Annotated in this window: 22 protein-coding genes; 10 read left to right on the plus strand and 12 right to left on the minus strand. The window is 59.8% G+C overall.

The features are described 5' to 3' along the window. Positions 1-105 precede the first annotated feature (105 nt). The 7 genes from nth to metG form a co-directional block, all read right to left on the minus strand. On the minus strand, positions 106-744 hold the full coding sequence (nth, locus tag AC3IT9_RS04975; protein WP_150728295.1) for an endonuclease III: 639 nt from the start codon (positions 742-744) through the stop codon (positions 106-108). 25 nt (positions 745-769) lie between these two features. Beyond that, positions 770-1,354, minus strand: coding sequence for an Rnf-Nqr domain containing protein (locus AC3IT9_RS04980; protein WP_489272239.1), 585 nt, complete (start codon positions 1,352-1,354; stop codon positions 770-772). Then, positions 1,347-1,958 (minus strand): RnfABCDGE type electron transport complex subunit G, encoded by a 612-nt coding sequence (locus tag AC3IT9_RS04985; RefSeq protein WP_489272241.1) that lies wholly within the window; start codon positions 1,956-1,958, stop codon positions 1,347-1,349. The genes AC3IT9_RS04980 and AC3IT9_RS04985 overlap by 8 nt, the downstream gene beginning before the upstream one ends. Beyond that, positions 1,955-2,941: an RnfABCDGE type electron transport complex subunit D gene (locus tag AC3IT9_RS04990; RefSeq protein WP_489272242.1), complete on the minus strand. Its 987-nt coding sequence runs from the start codon at positions 2,939-2,941 to the stop codon at positions 1,955-1,957. The genes AC3IT9_RS04985 and AC3IT9_RS04990 overlap by 4 nt, the downstream gene beginning before the upstream one ends. Beyond that, the gene (gene rsxB / locus AC3IT9_RS04995) at positions 2,928-3,941 is read right to left on the minus strand and encodes an electron transport complex subunit RsxB (protein WP_489272243.1); all 1,014 of its coding nucleotides are present in this window, start codon (positions 3,939-3,941) and stop codon (positions 2,928-2,930) included. The genes AC3IT9_RS04990 and rsxB overlap by 14 nt, the downstream gene beginning before the upstream one ends. Beyond that, on the minus strand, positions 3,938-4,507 hold the full coding sequence (locus tag AC3IT9_RS05000) for an electron transport complex protein RnfA (RefSeq protein WP_489272244.1): 570 nt from the start codon (positions 4,505-4,507) through the stop codon (positions 3,938-3,940). The genes rsxB and AC3IT9_RS05000 overlap by 4 nt, the downstream gene beginning before the upstream one ends. Positions 4,508-4,633: 126 nt before the next feature. Next, positions 4,634-6,685 carry a methionine--tRNA ligase gene (gene metG / locus AC3IT9_RS05005; protein ID WP_150728301.1) on the minus strand — a complete coding sequence of 684 codons (2,052 nt, stop codon included), beginning with the start codon at positions 6,683-6,685 and terminating at the stop codon, positions 4,634-4,636. 176 nt (positions 6,686-6,861) lie between these two features. On the opposite strand from metG, the gene apbC reads away from it, so the two are divergent. Continuing rightward, complete coding sequence (gene apbC / locus AC3IT9_RS05010) at positions 6,862-7,956, plus strand: iron-sulfur cluster carrier protein ApbC (protein WP_489272245.1); 1,095 nt, start codon at positions 6,862-6,864, stop codon at positions 7,954-7,956. A 121-nt stretch (positions 7,957-8,077) separates the two neighbouring features. Here the strand turns inward: apbC and AC3IT9_RS05015 are convergent, their stop codons facing one another. Further along, positions 8,078-8,836, minus strand: a complete 759-nt coding sequence (locus AC3IT9_RS05015; protein WP_102671225.1) for an SDR family oxidoreductase — start codon at positions 8,834-8,836, stop codon at positions 8,078-8,080. Between the two features lie 163 nt (positions 8,837-8,999). Between AC3IT9_RS05015 and AC3IT9_RS05020 the strand changes: the two genes are divergently transcribed. The 4 genes from AC3IT9_RS05020 to groL all read left to right on the plus strand — a co-directional run bounded on the left by AC3IT9_RS05020 (position 9,000) and on the right by groL (position 12,512). Continuing rightward, positions 9,000-9,731: a HugZ family pyridoxamine 5'-phosphate oxidase gene (locus AC3IT9_RS05020; protein ID WP_150728304.1), complete on the plus strand. Its 732-nt coding sequence runs from the start codon at positions 9,000-9,002 to the stop codon at positions 9,729-9,731. 66 nt (positions 9,732-9,797) lie between these two features. Beyond that, positions 9,798-10,274: an FxsA family protein gene (locus AC3IT9_RS05025; protein ID WP_008053539.1), complete on the plus strand. Its 477-nt coding sequence runs from the start codon at positions 9,798-9,800 to the stop codon at positions 10,272-10,274. A gap of 248 nt (positions 10,275-10,522) precedes the next feature. Continuing rightward, positions 10,523-10,816 carry a co-chaperone GroES gene (locus AC3IT9_RS05030; RefSeq protein WP_056726128.1) on the plus strand — a complete coding sequence of 98 codons (294 nt, stop codon included), beginning with the start codon at positions 10,523-10,525 and terminating at the stop codon, positions 10,814-10,816. A gap of 49 nt (positions 10,817-10,865) precedes the next feature. After that, on the plus strand, positions 10,866-12,512 hold the full coding sequence (gene groL, locus AC3IT9_RS05035; RefSeq protein WP_150728305.1) for a chaperonin GroEL: 1,647 nt from the start codon (positions 10,866-10,868) through the stop codon (positions 12,510-12,512). A gap of 930 nt (positions 12,513-13,442) precedes the next feature. Here groL and AC3IT9_RS05040 read toward each other — a convergent pair. After that, positions 13,443-14,186 carry a phosphatase PAP2 family protein gene (locus AC3IT9_RS05040; protein WP_489272246.1) on the minus strand — a complete coding sequence of 248 codons (744 nt, stop codon included), beginning with the start codon at positions 14,184-14,186 and terminating at the stop codon, positions 13,443-13,445. Positions 14,187-14,404: 218 nt separating this feature from the next. Here AC3IT9_RS05040 and colR point away from each other — a divergent pair, with 218 nt between their 5' ends. From colR to AC3IT9_RS05065, 5 genes are all read left to right on the plus strand, one after another. Continuing rightward, entirely contained in the window at positions 14,405-15,088 is a 684-nt protein-coding gene (gene colR / locus AC3IT9_RS05045) for a two-component system response regulator ColR (RefSeq protein ID WP_007985839.1), read from the plus strand. Further along, positions 15,078-16,352: a sensor histidine kinase gene (locus tag AC3IT9_RS05050; RefSeq protein ID WP_489272247.1), complete on the plus strand. Its 1,275-nt coding sequence runs from the start codon at positions 15,078-15,080 to the stop codon at positions 16,350-16,352. Before colR ends, AC3IT9_RS05050 begins: the two co-directional genes overlap by 11 nt. Before the next feature lie 154 nt (positions 16,353-16,506). Beyond that, positions 16,507-17,175 carry a class I SAM-dependent methyltransferase gene (locus tag AC3IT9_RS05055; RefSeq protein ID WP_489272248.1) on the plus strand — a complete coding sequence of 223 codons (669 nt, stop codon included), beginning with the start codon at positions 16,507-16,509 and terminating at the stop codon, positions 17,173-17,175. A 4-nt stretch (positions 17,176-17,179) separates the two neighbouring features. Then, positions 17,180-17,893, plus strand: coding sequence for a lipopolysaccharide kinase InaA family protein (locus tag AC3IT9_RS05060; protein WP_489272249.1), 714 nt, complete (start codon positions 17,180-17,182; stop codon positions 17,891-17,893). 2 nt (positions 17,894-17,895) lie between these two features. Beyond that, the gene (locus AC3IT9_RS05065; RefSeq protein WP_015096670.1) at positions 17,896-18,123 is read left to right on the plus strand and encodes a hypothetical protein; all 228 of its coding nucleotides are present in this window, start codon (positions 17,896-17,898) and stop codon (positions 18,121-18,123) included. 171 nt (positions 18,124-18,294) lie between these two features. On the opposite strand, the gene AC3IT9_RS05070 is transcribed toward AC3IT9_RS05065, so the two are convergent. The 3 genes from AC3IT9_RS05070 to AC3IT9_RS05080 all read right to left on the minus strand — a co-directional run bounded on the left by AC3IT9_RS05070 (position 18,295) and on the right by AC3IT9_RS05080 (position 23,797). Further along, positions 18,295-21,333 carry a multidrug efflux RND transporter permease subunit gene (locus tag AC3IT9_RS05070; protein WP_150757227.1) on the minus strand — a complete coding sequence of 1,013 codons (3,039 nt, stop codon included), beginning with the start codon at positions 21,331-21,333 and terminating at the stop codon, positions 18,295-18,297. A 13-nt stretch (positions 21,334-21,346) separates the two neighbouring features. Beyond that, entirely contained in the window at positions 21,347-22,495 is a 1,149-nt protein-coding gene (locus AC3IT9_RS05075; RefSeq protein WP_150728311.1) for an efflux RND transporter periplasmic adaptor subunit, read from the minus strand. Between the two features lie 201 nt (positions 22,496-22,696). Continuing rightward, the gene (locus tag AC3IT9_RS05080) at positions 22,697-23,797 is read right to left on the minus strand and encodes a DUF1513 domain-containing protein (protein ID WP_489272251.1); all 1,101 of its coding nucleotides are present in this window, start codon (positions 23,795-23,797) and stop codon (positions 22,697-22,699) included. Positions 23,798-23,810: the final 13 nt, after the last annotated feature.

Raw genomic sequence — 23,810 nt, forward strand, 5'->3', positions numbered from 1 at the left:
TAGTTGCTCCAGGCTAAGAAGGCCTTTGGCGCTCCTTATATCGACAATCTCCCGGCGGGTAAAAAAGATTTTTTCAATCGATAATTCAATAAACCTAATAGCGCCTCAATCGTCGGAGGTTTTGTGCTTGTATTCACACAAGTCCTCGATCCGGCAGCTCCCGCATCGGGGCTTGCGGGCCAGGCAAACATAGCGGCCGTGAAGGATCAGCCAGTGATGGGAGTCGAGCAGGTACTCCCTGGGCACGAATTTCATCAGTTTTTTCTCGACTTCCACCACATTCTTGCCGGGAGCAATGCCGGTGCGGTTGCTGACCCTGAAAATATGCGTGTCGACGGCCATGGTCAGCTGACGGAATGCAGTATTGAGTACCACATTGGCGGTTTTGCGGCCGACGCCGGGCAGTGCTTCCAGCTCTTCGCGGGTTTGTGGCACTTCACCAGCGTGACGCTCGACCAGCAAGCGGCAGGTTTCGATCACGTTTTTCGCTTTGCTGTTGTACAGACCGATGGTCTTGATGTACTCCGACAGCCCTTCGACACCCAGGGCATGGATCGCCGCCGGTGTGTTGGCGACCGGGAACAGCCTGGCTGTGGCCTTGTTGACGCCGACATCGGTCGACTGCGCCGAGAGAATCACGGCAATCAGCAATTCGAACGCTGAGGAATAGGCCAGCTCGGTCTTTGGTTCCGGGTTGTCCTCGTGCAGTCTGCGGAATATTTCCAGACGTTTTGCGGCATTCATGGGCGGTGCGTTTCCTCGAAGGCAATCAATGTGTGGGCGCGGGGCGCCAAGCCTGCCAGGCGGCGATCAGCAGTCCGAGCAGTATGAACCCGCCAGGGACCAACGTGGCCAGGCGCAGACCGCCATCAGCCACCAGCACCCAGCCTTGCCAGTCAGTTGGCGTTGCGCCGATCGGCCACGATAGATGGTTTCCAAGTGTTCCGTTGCCGAAGAGTTCGCGCAGCAGGCCCAGCGCAATCATCAGCGTGGCAAACAGGCCATTGAGTCGCAGGCGTTGGCGCCAACCGTTCTGAAAGAACCCGGTGTGCTCCAGTACGACGCATTGCAAGGCGATCAGGGCGCCATAAAACCCCAGATGCTGCTGCCATTGCAGCGACCAGACTTGTGCCATGAGTTCCGCGCAACTGGTGAGCGTGGCCGCCAACAGGATGCTGGCCAGCAAGCGGGTCGCCGAGACCAGTCGGGACCGCAGGGCGCCCATGGCCAGGCTGAACAACTGGGTCACCACCATGAACATCAGGCACAGGCCAAGTGCGGCCATCAGCGAGTGGGTGGCGCCGATCAGCGGCGTCAGCATCAAGGCGTTGCGCAGGGTCGATGAGTTATCCATGGGCAGGGATTCCGAGCAGTTGTTGCCGGTGTTCATCGAAGTAGCGCAAGGCATCGTGGACGGCATTGATCACCGCTCTTGAGGTAATGGTCGCGCCTGCGATCTGATCGAACTGTCCCTGATCCTTTTTCAGCGCCCAGCCGCTGTCAACGGGGTCTGTTCGAGACTTGGCGGAAAAAACCTGGAGCCAGGTATTGGGCCAGTCGGCGATCCGTGCCCCCAGTCCTGGTGTTTCCGACTGTTTGAGGGTTTTGACGCCCAGCAACCTGCCGTTGGCGTCGACAGCGATCAACAGGTCGATGGCACCGGCGTAGCCAAGGGTTTGACTGCGCAGCAACACCGCGACGGGTTGATCGGCCCGGGTCGCCAGAAAACCACCCAGCAAGGTGCTGTTGGTCAGGGCGGTTGTTTCGATCCTGATGGGCTGTTCGAGTGGTTGATTGTCGTAGCTGTCCGGTGCGATCAGGTCCAGCAGATGACGGCTGTCGATCAGGCGCTGTTCGGCTGCAATGCGTGGCGCGCTGCCGAGCTGCACGAAGTACGTCACGCCAAGGCCCAGTGCGGCCAAAAGCACCACAAACGCGATGCTTGATGTCCGGCTCATGGCGCCTCCGGCTGTTGCCTGGCCGCCACGAACCGCTCCAGCGCCGGCACGCACAGGTTCATCAACAGCACGGCGAAGGCGATGCCGTCCGGGTAGCCACCCCAGGTACGAATCAGATAAGTCAGAAGCCCCACTCCAGCGCCGAATAGCAGCCGCGCGCCAGGGTTTCTGGCGCCGGACACCGGTTCGGTGATGATGAAGAACGCCCCCAGCATGGTCGCGCCGGTCAGCAGATGAAACAACGGCGAGCCATGGGAGTCGGAACCCGAACCGTTCCAGCACAGCAGGCTGATGATGAACAGACTGGCCAGCATGCCGACCGGTGCATGCCAGCTGATCACCCTTCGTTGCAGGAGAAACATTCCACCCGCCAAAAAGGCCAGGTTCAGCCATTCCACCCCCCGGCCGCCAAAGTGGCCGAATGCCGGGTTGCCGGCAAACAGTTCATCCATGGTCAGGCTTTTGTTGATCCGCAGACTGTCCAGTGCCGTGGCCTGCACCCAGGCATCCGGCGCATGGCCAGCACCGAACACTTGCTGCAAGCCGCTCAGCAGATCCATGCCATGGGATGACGGCCAATGGGTCATTGGTTGGGGAAAGGTCACCAGCACCAGAGCCAAACCGAGCATCGCCGGGTTGAAGGGATTCGAGCCGACACCGCCATACAAGTGCTTGCCAAACACCATCGCAAAAGCGGCAGCACTGAGGGTCAGCCACCATGGGCAGTAAGGCGGCAGCGCCAGAGCGAGCAACGTGGCACTGACCAACGCGCTGCCGTCACTCAAGGTTGGCCCCGGCGGTCGCTTGCGCCATTGCACGATGGCGGCCTCGACGGCCAACGCTGCAGCCGCCGCCAGAACCAGATTGATCAACACGCCCCAGCCATACAGCCAGAACGCCACCAGCATTCCCGGCAGCGTGGCCAACAGCACCAGTTTCATCGCCTGTTGCAGGCGATCATCAACCGCTTCAAGGGCTGGCATGGGCGTCCACCAGGCGTTCGGCTTCACCGAGTGCGCGCTCCAGGGCTTCGATTTGCTCCGCCGGTGCTTCGTTGGCCTGAGCCTTCTTGAGTTCGGCGCGGCGCATGGCCAACTGGATCTTGGCCCGTTTCAGATCGGCATCATTTGACGACACAGCTGCGACCGTCGGTGCAGGAGCCGATGGGGCGACGCTTTCCAGTTGCGCCAGGTTTTGTTCGGCGGCTTCGAACTGTTGTTGCAGGACGATCAACTGCGATTGCTGCTCGAAGGTCGGCGGATGCCCAAAGGCCTTCAGTGATTTGTGCAACTGTGCCCGACTCATCGCCACATCGATCTTGGCCTTTTTCAGCGCGGCATCGGCATTGGCGGTTTTCTGTGCGCGGACGCGTTCGAGGGCCGCCTGCACCGGGTCGGCTGTCGTCTCGGCAGGTTGCGCGGCTCGCTGCCTTGCCTGTCGCTCGGCGATTTTCTGTTGCTCCTCACGCTGCAAGCGGGCATTGCGTTGTTCGAAGCGGCGCCGTGCGTGATCGCGCTTGAGGGTGCGGGCCTGCCGCGCCTGCGGTGTGAGGGCCAGGCCCCCGACAACGGGCAGTACCGTGTTCGGCAGCAGTGGGCGCATTTCGATGCAGTCCACCGGACACGGTGCCACGCAGAGGTCGCAACCGGTGCACTCATCGATGATCACCGTGTGCATCAGTTTGGCCGCGCCGACGATGGCATCGACCGGGCAGGCCTGAATGCACTTGGTGCAACCAATGCACTCGGCCTCGCGGATATAGGCGATCTGCGCAGGTGCCGAGCCGCGAGTGATGTCCAGTTCCAGCACCGGCACCTTCAGCAGCTCGGCCAAGGCATTAATGGTTTCGTTGCCGCCTGGCGGACACTTGTTGATCGGCTCGCCATTGGCGATGCCTTCGGCGTACGGCTTGCACCCGGGGTGGCCGCACTTGCCGCATTGGGTTTGCGGCAAGAGTGCGTCGATGAGTTGAATCAGACTCATGTTTTGATCAGTCCGCTGAATCCGAGAAAGGCCACTGCGATCAGGCCGGCGCCAATCAGGTCGATCGGCAAGCCGCGAAAGGGCAGGGGAACATCGTTGTCGGCCGTGCGTTCACGCAAATCAGTGAACAGGCTCAACACCAGCCAAAAGCCCAGCCCAGCACCGAGGCTCAAGGCTGTGGCGTGAAAGAAGCCCTTGTCTTCCTGAGCATTGAGCAAGGCCAAGCCGAGCACGCCGGCATTGCCCAGCAGCAATGGCCAGAGGCCTTCGAACGGCAGTGCCGAAAACAACCGTGTCAGCAACTTCAGCAGTGGGCTGATCAGTAGCACGCTCAATGGCAGAAACACAAACAGACGCAGTGTCGTCAAATGCAGCGGCACCAGCAGCCATTGATAGAGCGCGTAGCCGAGCATGCCCACGACCAGCATCAGACATGTCGTCGCAATGCCCAAGGCATGGACCTGACGGCGCTGACCGGCCAACAGCGGATCGACGGCCAACGGCCAGTGCAACACGAGGTTGTTGATCAGGGCGGTGCTGATAAGCGTAAGCAGGATTTCGGTCATGATCGTCCATATCCGATGCTGGATAACTCCTACGAGATGAAGCCAGACCTGAGAGACAGTATGGGCCAGACATGAAAATCCCACAGCCGCGCCAGGCACGACTGTGGGATCGATTTGCCGCAGACCTTACTTGATGCGCTGGCCCGGCTTGGCGCCGCTGTCAGGGCTGAGCAGGTAGATCTCTTCACCGCCAGGGCCGGCCGCCATCACCATGCCTTCGGAGATACCGAACTTCATTTTCCGTGGCTTGAGGTTGGCAATCATCATGGTCAGGCGACCATCGAGCTTGGACGGGTCCGGATAAGCGCTCTTGATCCCGGAGAACACGTTGCGTTGCTCGTCACCGATGTCCAGGGTCAGGCGCAGCAGCTTGTCGGCGCCTTCCACGTGTTCCGCCTTGACGATCAGCGCTACACGCAGGTCAACGGCGGCAAAGGTGTCGAACTCGATTTCCGGCGACAGCGGGTCCTTGGCCAGTTCGCCATTGCCGGCAGGTGCGGCTGCGCCGGTGTCGGTCTGGCTGGCGGTCAGGTCTTCTTTCGAGGCGTCGGTCATGGCTTGCACCTTGACCGGGTCGATCCGGGTCATCAACGGCTTGAACTCGTTCAACTGGTGGTTGCTGAGCAAGGTCGCGTGGTCGTTCCAGGTCAGCGGCGCGACGTTCAGGAACGCCTCGGCGTCAGCGGCCAGCAGCGGCAGCACCGGTTTGAGGAAAATCACCAGTTGGCGGAACAGGTTGACGCCAGTGGCGCAGATAGCCTGGACTTCATCCTGCTTGCCTTCCTGTTTGTTCAGCGACCACGGTGCCTTGTCGGCGATCCAGGCGTTGGCGCGGTCCGCCAGGCCCATGATCTCGCGCATGGCGCGGGCGAAGTCGCGGGCTTCATAGGCGTCGGCAATGCCTGGCGCGGCGGCCAGGAAGGCTTCGGTCAGCTCAGGCGCGGCGTTGGTGTCGACCATCACACCGGCATTGCCCTTGTTGATGAAGCCGGCGCAACGGCTGGCGATGTTGACGACCTTGCCCACCAGGTCGGAGTTGACCTTCTGCACGAAGTCTTCGAGGTTCAGGTCGAGGTCGTCGACGCCGCGGCCCAGCTTGGCCGCGTAGTAGTAACGCAGGTATTCCGGCGACAGGTGGTCCAGGTAGGTCCGGGCCTTGATGAAGGTGCCGCGGGACTTGGACATCTTCTGGCCGTTGACGGTCAGGTAGCCGTGCACGTTGATCCCGGTCGGCTTGCGGTAGCCGGCGCCTTCGAGCATGGCTGGCCAGAACAGGGCGTGGAAGTTGACGATGTCCTTGCCGATGAAGTGGTACAGCTCGGCAGTGGAGTCCTTGCCCCAGAACGCGTCGAAGTCCAGCTCCGGCGTGCGGTTGCACAGGTTCTTGAAGCTGGCCATGTAGCCGATCGGCGCATCCAGCCACACGTAGAAGTATTTGCCCGGCTCGTCGGGGATTTCAAAACCGAAGTACGGCGCATCGCGGGAGATGTCCCACTGTTGCAGGCCGGCATCCAGCCATTCGGCGATCTTGTTGGCCACTGCGTCTTGCAGGGTGCCGCTGCGGGTCCAGGTTTGCAGCATTTGCTGGAAGTCTGGCAGCTTGAAGAAGAAGTGCTGGGAATCCTTGAGCACCGGGGTGGCGCCGGAGATTGCCGACTTCGGATCCTTCAGGTCGGTCGGTGCGTAGGTCGCGCCGCATTTTTCGCAGTTGTCGCCGTACTGGTCTTCGGTGCCGCATTTCGGGCAGGTGCCCTTGATGAAGCGGTCGGCCAGGAACATTTTCTTTTCCGGGTCGAAATACTGGGTGATCGAGCGCGTGGCGATGTGCCCGGCGTCACGCAGTTTCAGGTAGATCTGGCTCGACAGCTCACGGTTTTCTTCGGCGTGAGTGGAGTGGAAGTTGTCGAAGTCCACCAGGAACTCGGCAAAGTCGGCGCTGTGTTCAGCCTGGACATTGGCGATCAGTTGTTCCGGGGTGATGCCTTCCTTTTCCGCGCGCAGCATGATCGCCGAACCGTGGGCGTCGTCGGCGCAGACATAAATGCATTGATTGCCACGGTGCTTCTGGAAGCGCACCCACATATCGGTCTGGATGTATTCCAGCATATGGCCAAGGTGGATCGAACCATTGGCATAGGGCAGGGCGCTGGTGACGAGGATCTTGCGTGGCTCGGACATGGGGCTCGGCTACTTGATGAAACGGAGGTCGGCCACTATAAAGCGCCGGCGCATATTTTTCACCCTGTGAGCCTGTTTCATTGGATGAGTAACAGGTGAAGGTTCAACATCCCGCCGAACGCTTAGAACAGGTACGATACCCATCATCTTTTCCAGTCCTGATTTCGGAGTTGCCCATGAGCGCCGTCAATCGCGCAGCGGTGGAAGCCGTCCTTCGCCAATACACCGACCCTTACCTGAACCAGGACCCGGTCAGCGCCGGGTGCGTGCGCAACATCGACATCCAGGGCGAGCGCGTCAGCGTTCAGCTTGAACTGGGTTACGCCGCCGGGCTGTTCAAGAGTGGCTGGGCGCAGATGCTGGAAATGGCCATTCAGGGGCTGGATGGCGTGGCAAGTGCCAGGGTCGAAATCACCAGTGTGATCGCTGCGCACAAGGCTCAGGCGCAGATTCCGGGCCTGGCGAACGTGAAAAACGTGGTGGCCGTGGCGTCCGGCAAGGGCGGCGTGGGCAAATCCACCACGGCGGCCAACCTGGCCCTGGCCCTGGCCCGCGAAGGCGCCAAGGTCGGGATTCTCGATGCGGACATCTACGGCCCGAGCCAGGGCATCATGTTCGGCATCCCCGAGCGCACCCGCCCCGAGGTCAAGGATCAGAAGTGGTTTGTACCGCTCAAGTCCCATGGCGTCGAAGTGATGTCCATGGCCTTCCTCACCGATGACAACACGCCGATGGTCTGGCGCGGGCCGATGGTCTCCGGCGCCTTGCTGCAACTGGTGACCCAGACCGCGTGGGGCGACCTGGATTACCTGGTCATCGACATGCCGCCAGGCACCGGTGACATCCAGCTGACCCTGGCGCAGAAAGTGCCGGTGGCTGGTGCGGTCATCGTGACCACCCCGCAGGACCTGGCATTGCTGGACGCGCGCAAAGGCGTGGAAATGTTCCGCAAGGTCAACATTCCGGTGCTGGGCGTGGTGGAAAACATGGCCGTGCACATCTGCTCCAATTGCGGACATGCCGAGCATCTGTTCGGTGAGGGTGGCGGGGTGAAGCTGGCCAATCAGTACGGCGTCGAGCTGCTGGCCTCGTTGCCGCTGGCGATGGCCATCCGCGAACAGGCCGATGGCGGAAAACCAACTGTGATCGCCGAGCCGGACAGCCCGATTGCCCTGGTTTACCAGGAACTGGCCCGTCACGTTGGCGCACGGATTGTATTGCAGGAAGCATTGACGCCGGCGATGCCGAATATCAGCGTCAGCGACGACTAATAAGCTGAAATACGAATCCCTGTAGGAGCGAGCCTGCTCGCGATGGTGTATCAGTCGACACCGCGGTGCCTGACACACCTTCGCGAGCAGGCTCGCTCCTACAGTTGTTCTTTGTCGCGTCTTAGATCCGTAACCCGCCATCCATCTCCAGAATCCGACCGGTGTAGTAGTCGTTCTCAAAGATGTAAGCCGCCGAATGGGCGATTTCTTCAGGCTTGCCCATGCGCTTGAGCGGAATCCCGGCAGTCATCTTCTCCAGCGCTTCAGGCTTCATGCCCAGGGTCATTTCGGTTTCGATGAAGCCCGGTGCAATGCCGGCGACGCGAATGCCGTAGCGCGCCAGTTCCTTGGCCCAGGTCACGGTCGCCGCAGCAACACCGGCCTTGGCGGCGGAGTAGTTGGTCTGACCGACGTTGCCGGCGCGGGAAATCGACGAGATATTGATGATTGCGCCGCTGTTGTTCAGCTCGACCATCTTCGCCGCGACTTCACGGGTGCACAGGAACACGCCGGTCAGGTTGACGTCGATGACCGCCTGCCACTGGGCCAGGCTCATCTTGGTCATTTCTCCATCCTTGACCTTGAGCAACAGCCCGTCACGCAGGATCCCGGCATTGTTGATCAAGCCATGGATCGCGCCGAAGTCTTCAGCGACCTGGGCAACCATGTGGGTCACTTGCTCTTCGTTGGCCACGTTGCACAGGTAGGCGCGGGCCTCGACACCCTGGGCCTTGCAGGCAGCGACGGCGTCGTCGAGTTTTTCCTGGTTCAGGTCCACCAGCGCCAGCTTCGCGCCCAGGCCTGCGAAATACTCGGCCATGGAGCGGCCTAAACCCTGGCAACCGCCAGTGATAATGATTACTTTGTCAGTGAGTTGCATTCGCATGCCCCGGTAGCAGGTCTGAGTGGTTTCCTTTAGAGAGCCTCTCGATCTGCGCCTGACCTGGCTTGGCTGCACATGAGAACTGCCCCGATGGCGTGCTGGGACTTTCCACCAGCAGCTCGTCCGTTTTTCTGACGGATTCTATATAAGGAGTCATAAATTGAGCGTTGAAGCGGCTAAGCATGCACGAGAATTGCTCCTCAAGGAATACCGTGGGGTGCTCTCGACGCACTCCAAATCGATGCCCGGTTTTCCGTTCGGCTCCGTGGTTCCGTACTGCCTGGACGATCTGGGCCGGCCGCTGATCCTGATCAGCCGCATCGCCCAGCACACTCATAATCTGCAAAAAGACCCTAAATGCTCGCTCTTTGTCGGCGAACGTGGCGCCGAAGATGTTCAAGCCGTTGGTCGACTGACTTACCTGGCTGAGGCGCAGCAGCTCGAAGACGAAGCCGCCATTGACGCTGCTTCCGAGCGTTACTACCGCTACTTCCCGGAGTCGCAGGGTTATCACCGGGCCCACGATTTCGATTTCTGGGTGCTTGAACCTGTACGCCACCGTTACATCGGCGGTTTTGGCGCGATTCATTGGGTCAACGACCTGACCCTGGCCAACCCGTTCGCCGGCAAGGCCGAAGTGAGCATGGTCGAGCACATGAACGCCGATCACGCCAAGGCCATCGCTCATTACGTCGATCTGGCCGGGCTGCCGAAAAACGTGCCGGCGCAAATGGTCGGTATCGATACCGAAGGCATGCACCTGCGCATCGGCCAAAGTCTGTACTGGTTGCCGTTTCAAGCACCTTGTAATACGCCGACACAAGTTCGCGAAGCCTTGGTTTATCTGGCCCACGCCGAGCATTGGCCGAAAAATGAAGTGGCCGACGCTTGAATTCACGAAACGGCGACGTCATCTAAGGTGAACTGGCAAGGCATTCTTGCGTTGAGGAACCATTTGATGCGCCCTTTTTTGTTGCTCTTTCTGCTGTTCCCGGTGTTGGAGCTGTTCGTATTCGTCAAGGTGGCAGGGTCCATCGGGTTTTTCCCGGCCTTGCTGCTGATCATTCTCGGCTCGATGTTCGGCGTGTTCGTGCTGCGCATCGCCGGCCTGGCCACGGCCCTGCGTGCCCGTGAAAGCCTGAGCCGCGGCGAACTGCCGGCCCAGACCATGCTCGAAGGCCTGATGCTGGCATTGGCCGGTGGCCTGCTGATTCTTCCGGGTTTCATCAGCGATGTGATCGGTCTGTTCATGCTGCTGCCGTTCAGTCGTCGTCTGTTGGCCAATAAAATGCGCCAGCGCGCCGAAGAGCAGGCGATGCGTCAGCGAGCGTTCGCCGATGACCTCCAGGCCCGTGGCGGCCCGGCACCTCGCGAGCCGCTGGGCCGCGAGCCCAACGTGATCGAAGGCGAGTTCGAACACCGCGATACCAAGTAACACACACATCGACACGGCACCTTCGGGTGCCGTGTTCGTTTGCGGGGCAGCGAACTGAAAATTTTTCGATCCCAGCCCTTGTAATAAGCTTATGCGCCCTTATGTAACGGTCACCGCAAGGTTTCTGGCGATCACGCCAGACAGACTTCCGCGGTTCGCTTGACGAACCGCAACCGGCACCGCCGGCCTTTGTTAAACCCGCCGGGACTACACCGGCCGATGAAAACCACAATTAGGAGAGATCGACAATGAAGCTTCGTCCTCTGCATGACCGCGTCGTCATCCGTCGCAGCGAAGAAGAAAAGAAAACCGCTGGCGGTATCGTCCTGCCAGGTTCGGCTGCTGAAAAAGCCAACAGCGGCGAAATCCTCGCTGTAGGCCCAGGCAAAGCACTGGAAAGCGGTGAAGTGCGTGCACTGTCCGTGAAAGTGGGCGACAAGGTTGTGTTCGGTCCTTACTCCGGCAGCAACACTGTGAAAATCGACGGCGAAGACCTGTTGGTAATGAGCGAGAACGAAATCCTCGCTGTTATCGAAGGCTGATTTCCCGCTCATTTTCCCGCTACTACAAAGTATTTAAGGAATATCGATCATGGCTGCTAAAGAAGTTCTGTTTGGCGATTCCGCCCGCAAGAAAATGCTCAAAGGCGTCAACGTCCTGGCTGACGCGGTAAAAGCGACCCTGGGCCCGAAAGGCCGTAACGTGATCATCGAGAAGAGCTTCGGCGCTCCGACCATCACCAAGGACGGCGTTTCCGTCGCCAAAGAAATCGAACTCGAAGACCGTTTCGAAAACATGGGCGCGCAGCTGGTCAAAGACGTTGCCTCCCGTGCCAACGATGACGCTGGTGACGGTACTACCACCGCTACCGTTCTGGCTCAGTCGATCGTCAACGAAGGCCTGAAAGCCGTCGCTGCCGGCATGAACCCGATGGATCTGAAGCGCGGCATCGACAAGGCGACCATCGCCATCGTCAAAGAGCTGAAAAACCTGTCCAAGCCATGCGCTGACACCAAGGCAATCGCTCAGGTAGGTACCATCTCTGCCAACTCCGACAACTCCATCGGCGACATCATTGCCGAAGCCATGGAAAAAGTCGGTAAAGAAGGCGTGATCACCGTTGAAGAAGGCACTGGCCTGGAAAACGAACTGTCGGTTGTAGAAGGCATGCAGTTCGACCGTGGCTACCTGTCCCCGTACTTCGTCAACAAGCCGGAAACCATGGTTGCCGAGCTGGACAACCCGCTGGTTCTGCTGGTCGACAAAAAGATCTCGAACATCCGCGAAATGCTGCCAGTGCTGGAAGCCGTTGCCAAAGCCGGCCGTCCACTGCTGATCGTTTCCGAAGACGTTGAAGGCGAAGCCCTGGCGACTCTGGTCGTGAACAACATGCGTGGCATCGTTAAAGTCGCAGCCGTCAAGGCTCCAGGCTTCGGCGACCGCCGCAAGGCCATGTTGCAGGACATCGCCGTTCTGACCGGCGGTACCGTTATCTCCGAAGAGATCGGCCTGAGCCTGGAAGCAGCCACCCTGGAAAACCTGGGCAGCGCCAAGCGCGTGACCATCTCCAAGGAAAACACCATCATCGTTGACGGTGCTGGCGTAGCAGGTGACATCGAGTCCCGCATTGCTCAGATCCGTGCTCAGGTTGCCGAAACTTCCTCGGACTACGACCGTGAAAAACTGCAAGAGCGTCTGGCCAAGCTGTCCGGCGGCGTTGCAGTGATCAAGGTTGGCGCTGGTTCCGAAGTAGAAATGAAAGAGAAGAAAGCCCGCGTTGAAGACGCCCTGCACGCAACCCGTGCAGCCGTTGAAGAAGGCGTGGTACCTGGCGGTGGCGTTGCGCTGATCCGCGCTCTGGAAGCAATCCTCGACCTGAAAGGCGACAACGCCGACCAGGACGTGGGTATCGCCGTTCTGCGTCGTGCCATCGAAGCACCGCTGCGTCAGATCGCTGCCAACAGCGGTGACGAGCCAAGCGTTGTGGTCAACGAAGTCAAGAACGGCAAAGGTAACTTCGGTTACAACGCTGCGACTGGCGAGTACGGCGACATGATCGAAATGGGCATCCTGGACCCAACCAAGGTCACCCGTTCCGCGCTGCAAGCTGCATCGTCGATCGGCGGTCTGATCCTGACCACCGAAGCCGCTGTTGCTGATGCACCGAAGAAAGACGGCGGTGCTGGCGGCGGTATGCCAGACATGGGCGGTATGGGCGGCATGGGCGGCATGATGTAAGCCAGCCTTACCCCTGTACGAAAAAACCCCGCCTGCGAAAGCAGGCGGGGTTTTTTATTGGTGCGCCAGGCATGGCGCGTTGCGCGAAGCGCAACCAGCTTGGCTGTGGTGGCCTCGCTGGTGACTTGGAGGTGTAAGTCCTCTACACACCCGGCAAGGGGAAGTGTTAGCCAGAGGCAAGGGTGTCGCGGGCGACTGCGAATCTGAAGGAAGCCCGAGGCAAAATGCTGGCCTGACGAACAGGAAGCGGATAGAGGCGGCGCAGCGGGGTAAGAAGGCCAATATCTTCAAAGCCCAATACTTGCACGGAACGCTGTGACGTAGATCCGACAGGCATAAGCAGGAAGGTCGCGCGAATTACCCTGGGAGATCTGTTTAGCCTGCCATGTGCTACCGGCGTCGCGAGATGACGGGATGGGCGACAGAAGTCAGCAGAGGCCGTAGTAGTTGCTCGAAACCGGAGTAATGAAGGGCTGAACCTGCCATGAGTGGATAGTCGGGTGTGATCTCTGTTGGAGCGTAAAGCAGAAACTCCGCGTAGCGGAGGTCAAGACCATTAGGAGGTAGGAGCCGGAAGCTCCGAGGGCCGGTCTGGGCGCTTAGATACCGCAGGCGACACATCAACGGAACCAAGCTCGCTGACGTTGTTTGTCAGTAGGCAGGAACCGCCGTATACGGAACCGTACGTACGGTGGTGTGAGAGGACGGCGGGGGCAACCCCGCCTCCTACTCGATCTCGGACTTTGATGGACACATCAATCCCGTGTAGGAGCGAGCCTGCTCGCGATAGCGGTTTTACTGTCAACGAACCTGTTGACTGACACTCCGTCATCGCGAGCAGGCTCGCTCCTACAGGGAACTGCGAAATCCTGTGGGAGATTCTATGTTTGGGGGGAACCCCCAAGCGAGCCTGCTCGCGATGGGGCCGGATCAGACGCCGATAGGTTCAGCATTAGCCTCAGTTTCAGACTTCACAGCCGGCCGATACAGAATCCAGTAATACGACCCCAAACAGATCAGCCAGCAGAACACCGCCGTCCACAGGTTGTGCGAGAAGAAGTGCGCGCCCTGCATCATCCGCCCGATGGAGAACACCGAGCCGAGGGCGAAGGCGAAGACAAACGCTGCGCGAGCCATGCGCGGGCGACGGTCACGCAGTACGAAAAACAGGGCAAACAGGGTGAAACCGGTGGCCGCATGGCCGCCGGGCCAGCAACGCCCCGGTTTTTCGGTGTGCGGGCGAGGGCTCAACAGTTCGCTGTAGGTCTCGTGACCACCGAATTGCTCGAGGCTCCATGGGCATTGCACCGCGGTCACTGCTTTCATGGGCGTGACAAAGGAAGTCGCCAGGCCCAGGGACAACACCAGACAGCCCAGTTCGCGCTTGAGCGGTTTGAGCCTGGCCATGAAGAGCGAAGCGATGAAGCCGAGGATGGCAAACACCGAGAAGGCAATGACCACTTGCTTGGCGCGATCGTGCAGGATGTCCTCGAGGAAGTAACTGTGGCGCCCGATGAATTCCCCGGCGACCGGGTCGTAAAACAGCTTGGCCAGGTCCATGTCCAGACTGGTCAATTCGAGCAATACCAGAATGATCGCAGCTACGGCGGGGACTCCAAGGCACATCCGGAAATTGAGCGGACGAGGGGCAGGGCGGGCAAGGGTCGAAACCATGCTAGTTCCTTGATCAGTGAAATGTTCTCAAATGCGCAGCCGCGCAGAGTTTGAACCCGATTCTGTCGCCAGCGTGTGAATCGCTGGTGAAAAACTCGTTAAGGCTGTAACCGGTCAATTTCCACGCTTTTGCGCTTCACTCAGTCCTAGCCGTGAGCTGAACTTCGCCTTAAGCTGCGCGGGCCACGACGGCCGTTACTGTGGACGGAGAGATACCCATGCGAATTCTATTGGTTGAAGACAACCGCGATATCCTGGCCAATCTGGCCGATTACCTGGGGCTCAAAGGCTATACCGTGGACTGCGCTCAGGATGGTCTGTCTGGTCTGCATCTGGCGGCCACCGAGCACTACGATTTGATCGTGCTCGATATCATGCTGCCGGGCATCGATGGCTACACCCTGTGCAAACGCCTGCGCGAGGATGCCCGTCGCGAAACGCCGGTGATCATGCTCACGGCCCGCGATCAACTGGATGATCGTCTGCAAGGCTTCAAGTCCGGCGCCGATGACTACCTGATCAAACCGTTCGCCCTGTCGGAACTGGCAGCGCGTATCGAAGCGGTCATGCGCCGAACCCAGGGCGGCGGGCGGCGGACCTTGCAGGTCGGCGACCTGAGCTACGACCTCGACACACTGGAAGTCACTCGCGAAGGCCGGTTGCTGAAACTCAACCCGGTCGGCCTGAAGTTGCTGGCCGTGCTAATGCAGAAAAGCCCTCATGTGTTGCGTCGTGAAATTCTTGAAGAAGCGCTCTGGGGTGATGACTGCCCGGACAGCGACAGCCTGCGCAGCCATGTCCACCAACTGCGCCAGGTGATCGACAAGCCGTTCGCCAAGCCATTGCTGCAAACCGTGCACGGTGTGGGGTATCGCCTGGCCGAGGGCCGTGATGGAGTTTAAGCAGAGCCTTGCTCAACGCATCATCATTGCCTTTGCGCTGATGAGCGCACTGGTGGCGGGTGCCTTTGCCATGGGCATCGTGGCGACCGTGCACCTGGTGGAAGAAAAACTGATTTCGGCCGGTCTGGGCGGCGATTTGCAGCGTCTGTTGCTGATGGACAATGTCACGGACTGGAGCCATCGCCCCGAACCGGACCAATTGTTCTACTTCAGCAACGGGCCAGGCGATTTCAGGTTGCCCAAGGATTTGCGGCACCTGGAGCCGGGTTTCCACGAAGTGTTCCGTGAAAACCTGTCGTACCACGCCATGGTCGAAATCGTCGACGGCCGACGTTATGTGCTGTTGCAGGACCAGAGCGACTTCGAAGAGCGTGAGCGGGTGCTGTTTGCCGTGGTGCTGGTGGGTTTCGTGCTGAGCCTGGCACTGGCGGTGTTTCTTGGCTGGGTGCTGGCACGCAAGGTCATGGCGCCGGTGGTGCGGCTGGCCCGCCAGGTGCGCCATCGCGATCAACTGCTGGGTTTGGCTCCCCCTTTGGCGCCGGATTATGCCGCCGACGAAGTGGGCGAATTGGCCGTGGCCTTCGATGCCACCCTCGGGCGCTTGCGTCAGGCCCTGACCCGCGAGCGGTTGTTCACCAGCGACGTCAGCCATGAATTGCGTACGCCCCTGATGATCCTGGCCAGTTCCTGCGAGTTGTTGCTGGAAAACCCCGGTCTCGATCAGCGCGGTCGCGCCCAGGTCGAGCGCATCGCCCGGGCGTGTGAAGAAATGCGTGAGCTGGTGCAAACCTTCCTGATGCTGGCCCGCGCCCAGCGCGAAAACGCCAGCATGTCGCCGCAGCAGTCCCTGGGCCAGGTAGCCGAGGGCCTGGTCGGTCTGTGGCGCGAGCCCATTGAAAGCAAAGGGTTGAAGCTGATCTTCGAACCGGGCAACCCTGAGGCCAAGGGCTACAATGCGACACTCTTGCATGCGGTGATGGGTAACTTGCTGCGCAACGCCTTGCATTACACCGAACGGGGCTTCATCCGCCTGAGCCTGACGGGCACGGGATTTCTGGTCGAAGACAGTGGTGTGGGCATTCCCGAGGAAAAACGCGAGGCGATGTTCGAACCCTTCGTTCGGGGCACTGAAAAACGCGGGGAAGGCTTGGGCCTGGGGCTTTCACTGGTGCAGCGGATCTGTGAAAACCAGGGCTGGAATGTCAGCCTGACTACGATGGAACCCAGTGGCTGCCGTTTTCAGGTGGAGCTGTCCCGAGCTTGATCTGTTGAGTCAGGCGTCCAGCAAACCCTGTCAATTCCGTAAAGCCCTGTAATACTTCCGGGTTTCCCATAACGATATTTTCACAAATGGATGACCAGTCACCGACACCACGAAACCTAAGGTAGTTGCTATCAGAAGTTCAGGAGACCTGATGATGGGCGGCCCGATCAAACTCGATTTTTCCGAAAAGTACGACGATCAACACGCACAACGCTATTTGCGCAAACACCAGGAAGGTCTCGGCCGTCGATTGTCCCATTGGCGTGACGAACAACTGGCGCGCAAGGCGCTGGCTCTGGTTGGCGAGCCTGGTCTGGTCCTTGATTTGCCGTGCGGTGCAGGGCGTTTCTGGCCCTTGTTGGCGGAAAAATCCAACCGCGTGATCATCGGTGCCGATAACTCGCAGTCGATGCTGAAGATCGCAATCCAGGCGCAACCTGCCGACGTGGTGAAACGGGTACAACCCTTGCACACGTCTGCATTCGACATCGCCTTGCCGGACAACGCCGTCGACAGCATTTTTTGCATGCGCTTGCTCCACCACATCGGTGAAGCCGAGCATCGCATGGCTATTTTGCGTGAATTCGAGCGCGTTTGCCGTGACAGCGTGATCCTTTCGCTGTGGGTCGATGGCAATTTCAAGGCCTGGAAACGCAAGCGTTCGGAGAAAACCCGTGGGCAGGAAGGTTACCAAAACCGGTTTGTGTTACCGGCCGCTACCGCAGAGAAGGAATTTGAGCAGGCGGGTTTCCGCATCCAGGAACAACTGGACTTTTTACCGCTCTATGCCATGTGGCGAGTTTACGTATTACGCAAGAGGTAACAGGATGGCAGTGCAGTATGCAGCAGAAACGGAAGTCGCTCCCCAGGACCGCTTCGATTATTTTTGGAATCAGCGCGGTGAATGGGTGGAAGAACCCAACGTCCGTCGCGGTGGGGAAAGCGGCGTTCAACGCCTGATGGGCAGTGATGGTCAGCTGCTTTACGTCAAGCGCCAGACCGGGCATATCCATCGTAGCTTGCAGCACCCTTTCGGGCGGCCTACGGTTATGCGCGAGCATGCTGCGTTCATCGGTGTGACCGAGCTTGGCGTACGGGTTCCGCAAATCGTTTTCTGTGGCGCACAGCGCGATCCTGTACATAAGTGGCGTGCCTTGCTGGTCACCAAGTCACTCGACGGCTTCGAGGAAATCGATCGCTGGTACGCCGGTGGCGATCGCGAGCGTCATGGTGAAGCAATAAACGAACGAGTGCTCAAGGACCTGGCTGAAAACCTGGCTCGCATGCACAAGGGCCGCTGGCAGCACGGTTGCCTTTACGACAAGCACGTATTTGTTCGCGTGACCGGTGAGGGCGAGTCGGCCAAGGTCGAAGTGGCCCTGATCGATCTGGAGAAATGCCGAAAGCGTTTGACGGCCAATCGCGCAGCTGTCCATGACTTGAAGCAGTTGCGTCGCCACTCGTCGTTCAGCGACGCAGACTGGAAAAAGCTCATCTATTTTTATGAGACGGCGTTTGGCAGCGCTATCAAGGTTTTATAGCGATGAAACTCGAAATTGCACGAGGTCTGTTTCTGGTAGGAGCCTTGGCAGTTGCATCGATCGCGATGGCAACCTGGGAGCAACCGCGCCCCCAGGTTCTCAGCTCGATAAGCGCAGAAGAACATTGTCCATTACCACGGGTTGCAAAGGCATCCGTGGCCACCCGACCCGATCATGACTTGTTGTTGTTCATGTTCGGACTCTCTCAGGGATTGAGGCCACAAAGTTGAACCGATTGAAGCCCAAATGAAAGGCCTCGCTGATGCGAGGCCTTTTTTTTCCGTGATCCAGGTTTCAACGCTGACCTGTGTGGGAGCGGGCTTGCTCGCGAAAGCGGTGTGTCAGGCAACATCCTTGTTGAATGTTGAGCCGCATTCGCGAGCAAGCCCGCTCCCACAAGGTTATGGGTGTTCTTGAGGTTTATCCGGTTTAGCCAGAAACGTGTAGACGCAGGGCAAGACAAACAGGGTGAACAACGTCCCGATCGACATGCCCGTTGCGATGACCGTACCGATGTCGAACCGGCTGACCGCGCCAGCACCGGTGGCGATGATCAATGGCACCATGCCGAACACCATTGCCGCGGTGGTCATCAAGACCGGACGCAAGCGGATGGCCGCCGCTTCCTCCACCGCTTCCCGCGCTGTCAGGCCCTTGTCCTTGCGTAGCTGGTTGGCGAACTCGACGATCAGAATGCCGTGCTTGCTGATCAGCCCGATCAACGTCACCAGCCCAACCTGAGTGTAGATGTTCATGCTCGACCAGCCCAGGAACAGCGGAATCAATGCGCCGCAGATAGACAACGGCACGGTGACCAGGATCACCAGCGGGTCGCGGAAGCTTTCGAACTGGGCCGCCAGCACCAGGAAAATGATCGCCAGTGCCAGGGCAAAGGTGACCCACAGGGCACTGCCTTCCTGAACGTACTGCCTCGATGCGCCGGCGTAGTCGAAGGCAAAGCCGGCGGGCGCCTCTTCCCGGGCGATCTGGCGCACGAGGTCGATGGCTTCCCCCATGCTCACCAGCGGCACGCCGGACAGGATGGCCGAGTTGAGTTGCTGGAACTGGTTCAGCTGTCGCGGTCGAGCACGGTCGGTGACGGTGATCAGGGTCGACAACGCCAACAGTTCGCCCTTGGTGTTTTTCACGTAGTAATTGTTCAGCCAGTCCGGATTGTCGCGGAACGGCCGCTCGACCTGGGCAATGACCTTGTAGCTGCGACCTTCAATGGTGAATCGGTTGATCTCGCCTTCACCCAGCAGGGTCGCCAGGGTTCCCCCCAGGTCCTGCATGGAAACCCCCATCTGCGCAGCCTTGGCGCGGTCGATATCCACCACCACTTCCGGCTTGTCGAAGGCCAGGTCAACGTGGACAAACGCAAACTTGCCGGATTCTTTCGCACGTTTTTTTACCCGGTCGACCACCTGCAGCAGCAATTCGTAATCGTTGGCGGAGTTGATGACGAACTGGAACGGCACGCCTTCGCCGGTGCCCGGCAGTGACGGCAGGTTGAAGCCGAAAATCTGCAGCCCCGGGATCTTTTCCAGTTTGGCCTGCACCTCGGGCAGGATCGCCATTTGCGTGCGACTGCGATCGTCCCATGGCTTGAGCAGGAAACCGCCGATGCCCGATTGCACGCCGTTGAAACCGTTGATCTGGAATGACGAGTAGTACTCGGGAAACGCCTTGAAGATCGAGACGAACTCGTCGGTGTAGGTGTTCAGGTAGTCGAGGTTGGTCGGTTGCGGGGCGTTGGCTATCATGAAAATGATGCCCTGGTCCTCATCCGGCGCCAGTTCCGATTTGGTGAAACTGAGAAGGACCGGAATCAGGCACAACACGATCACGGCGAACACCAGCACCACCGGCCGGGTGTTGAGGGTGCCATGAAGCAGGCTCTGGTAGCGGCGCTTGAGGCTTTCGAAAATCATGTCCAGGCGATGGGCCAGGCCACTGGGATTCTCGTCGTGACGCAGCAGAAACGCGCACATCATTGGCGACAGGGTCAGGGCAACGATGCCGGAAATCACCACCGCGCCAGCCAGGGTCAGGGCGAACTCCTTGAACAGCGCCCCGGTCAGGCCGGTCAGGAAACCGATCGGTGCGTACACCGCCGCCAGGGTGATGGTCATCGAAACCACCGGCATGGCGATTTCCCGTGCGCCCTCAATGGCAGCCTCAAGCGGTGTCTTGCCTTCCTCGATGTGACGGTGAATGTTTTCCACCACAACAATCGCATCGTCCACCACCAGGCCGATGGCCAATACCATTGCCAGCAAGGTGAGCAGGTTGATCGAGTACCCCATCATTTGCATGAAGAACATCACGCCGATCATCGACAGCGGGATGGTCACCACCGGGATCACCACCGAGCGCAGGGCACCGAGGAACAGGAACACCACCACGATCACGATCAGCACCGCTTCGAACAGGGTTTTCACCACTTCGTCGATCGAGGCCTGGATGAACAGGGTGGCGTCGTAGGCGATTTCACCTTTCAGGTTCGGCGGTAGCTGGGCCTCCAGGTCCGGCATGATCTTGCGCACTTCCTTGATCACTTCCAGCGGGTTGGCGCCGGGCGTCCCCTTGATGCCGATGTACACCGAAGGGGTGCCACCGAACGAGCTGATGGTGTCGTAGTTTTCCGCACCCATTTCCACGCGCGCCACATCGCGCAGCAGCACACGGCTGTCGCCATCGACCTTGAGTGGAATTGCCCCGAAGGCTTCGGCGGACTTGAGTTCGGTATTGGCGTTGATGCTGGTGACCACGTATTCGCCTTTCACCTCGCCGGCGGCAGAGAGGAAGTTGTATTGGCGCACCGCGTTGGTCACGTCACTGGCACTGAGGCCGAAACCTGCCAGCTTCATCGGGTCCAGCCACAGGCGCATGGCAAAGACCTGGTTGCCGAGGATCTCGGCTTCGGCCATGCCGGGCAAGGTCGCCAGTTTCGGCTGGATCACCCGCGACAGGTAATCGGTAATCTGCGGGTTGCTCAATTCCTTGCTGAAGAAGCTCATGTACATCAGCACTGACGCATCGGCAGATTCTTTGCTCAGCACCGGGTCTTCAGCGTCCTGGGGCAGCTGGCTCTTGACCTCGTTGGCCTTGGCCAGCAGTTCGGTAAACAGACGGTCGCTGTTGGCGCCGACGCGCGCGTAGATCGAGATCACCGAGAAGTTCTGGCGACTGACCGAGGTCATGTAGTCGATGCCCTCGGCGCTGGCCAGGCTTTGCTGCATCGGCTGGGTGATATAGCCCTGGATGGTCTCGGCGTTGGCCCCGGGGTAGGCGGTCGTCACCGTGATCAGGGCGTTTTCCATTTGCGGGTACTGGCGCAGCGGCAGCTTGCTCCAGGCCTGGAAGCCCAGCAGCACGATCAACAGGCTGACCACCGTAGCGAGAACCGGACGGCGGATGAACGGGTCGGTAAAAGCCATGGGGATTCCTTGATCAGTCCGCGCGTGGCGGGCTGTTCTGCCCGGCCAGGGTCTTGTCGTCGCTGATGGCAACGCGTGAGCCGTTATCCAGTTTGAGCTGACCGGCGGTTACCACTTTCTCGCCGCTCTGCACGCCTTTGGTGATCATCACTTGCCCATCGCGGCGTTCGCCGGTCTCGACAAAACGCCGTTCGGCGATCAGCACCGGTTGGCCCTTGTCGTCCTTTACCAGGCTGCCATCCTCGGCCTTCTTTGGTACGGCCACATACACCGAGTTGCCGTAGAGCGTGTAGGTAATCGCGCTTTCCGGCACCACGATGCGCGGCTGCGGGTCGGGCAGGAGCACCTGGAGGCTGGCGAACATGCCTGGGATCAACTTGCCATCGGGATTGGCGAGGGTGGCGCGGACCTGCACGTTACGGGTGCTGTTCTCGACTTTAGGGTTGATTGCACTGATGGTGCCGGGGTACTCCCGGGTCGGATACGCCGCGACAATGACCCGCACTGGCTGGCCGAGCGCAATCTTCGGCACCGACTGCTCGGGCACGAAAAAGTCGACATACAGGCTACTGAGGTCTTGCAGGGTGGCGATCATGGTGCCACTGGCCACATAGTCGCCGACGTCCACCTGACGAATGCCGATGGTGCCGCTGAAGGGCGCGACGATGCTTTTTTTGCCGAGCGCAGCCTTGAGTTGATTGACCGTGGCCTTGCTCTTTTTCAGCACCGCCGAAAGTCGGTCGAACTCGCCTTTGGAAATGGCCTGGCTGCCGACCAGTTGGCTGCCGCGACCGTAATCGAGCTGTGCCAGCCCGAGGTCGGCCTGAGCAGTTTCCAGCAGGGCACTTTCCACGGCGCTGTCGAGGCGCAGGAGTGGTTGACCGGCCTTGACCTTTTGCCCTGACTCGAACTGCAAATCGATGACGGTGCCATCGGTCTCCAGGCTCAGGTCCACGCCCTGCAATGCCTTGAGCGTGCCAACGGTAGGCAGGCGGGCTTGCCATGGGCGCTCGGTGGCGGTGGCCACGGCAACGCTGACGGCCGGTCTGGGCACAGAGAAGCCTTGAACCATCGTGTAGATCGAGAAGGCTTTGTACGCGGCCAGGACCAGCACAATCAGTAGAACAACACCCAACATGATCAGCATGCGGCGACGCAGCATATCCAGTTCCTTGGAGAAAATCAGGTGAGACAGTGGGGGCACATTACCGGGAGTGTAGAGGGTAATCCAACTGCTGTTTTTACAGGTTGCGAGGTATTAGAGAGGTGAAAGCCTGAAAAGATTCGCCGCCTCGGGTCGCGCCAGCGGGGTGTACGTCATCCCGATGCAGGCGCGGCCCAAAGCGGCGACTTTTTCAATGATTCAGGCCATCAGATGCAGATGGTTGTCCCAGAGCCCTGCGGGTAGCTCCAGCGGTTTTGCAACAAGGTTTGTCTGGCGGCAGTCGTAGTAGCGGCAGCGTCCCTGGCCCGAGGTCACGACAAAACCATCGGCCACGGCACCGACCCCGGCGCAATCGGGCAGTGGCGCGTCCAGGCGTACTTCACCGCTGTCCAGGTCCCAGATGAAAAAACGGTTGCCCCGCGGTGCGGTCAACGCCACCAGGCGCAGGTCGCTGTGTACCGCGACGCTGGCGGTGTAGTGCCCCATGGCCTGCAACTGGTGCTCGGGCAGCGGGAACGCGACGAAGGGCTGACCGGGCCGCTTGATCGCCAGCAACTCCGACGACTCGTGGGCAGCACCCATGAACTGCTGGCTGGCGACGATGGTGCCGTCGCTGGCGATGGCCAGATGGCGCACGCTGTTCATCTGCTGGGCAAGGGTTTCCTTGCTCAGCAGGGTGCCGTCGCGGTGCATCAGGACCAGGCTTGGTTCCATGGCGTTGAGGTTCATCTCCACCCGGCTTTCGGCCTCGGTGCGAATCCCGCCGTTGGCCACCACCAGGGTTTCGCCATCGGGCATCCACGACACCTGGTGCGGACCGAGGCCGTGGGTGGAAATCTCACCGCTGTGCACCAGTCGTTCGCCTTCGAACTTATACACGCCGAGCAGGCCGCGACCCGGATCGGTGGTGTCGTTTTCGGTGGTGTACAGCCAATCGCCGCTGTGGTGAATGACCGCGTGTCCGTAGAAGTGCCGGTTCGGCTGTGACACCACGGTTTGCAGGAGCGCGCCGTCGCGCAGATCGATCAGGTAGCTCTCGGTACCCGGACGGCGAGCGACGAACAGCGCAATCGGCAGTGTCGGGTGGTTGACGATGTCGTGGCAACGCTGGCCGACCCGGGTGGCGAACACCTGGGTGCCATCGAGCCGATAACCGACGGCGTAATGCTGGCCGTCGGTATCGTCCCGCGCCGAAAGCAACAACGGACTCCTGTCCTTTTGCTTGAACAGCTTCCAGCCGCCCAGCGTCACTGCACCCAGCAGCAAACTACCTAATGTCAGAACCTGGCGTCGCAGCATGGAACCGGCCCTC

This window comes from Pseudomonas sp. KH_046_1, assembly GCF_057839025.1.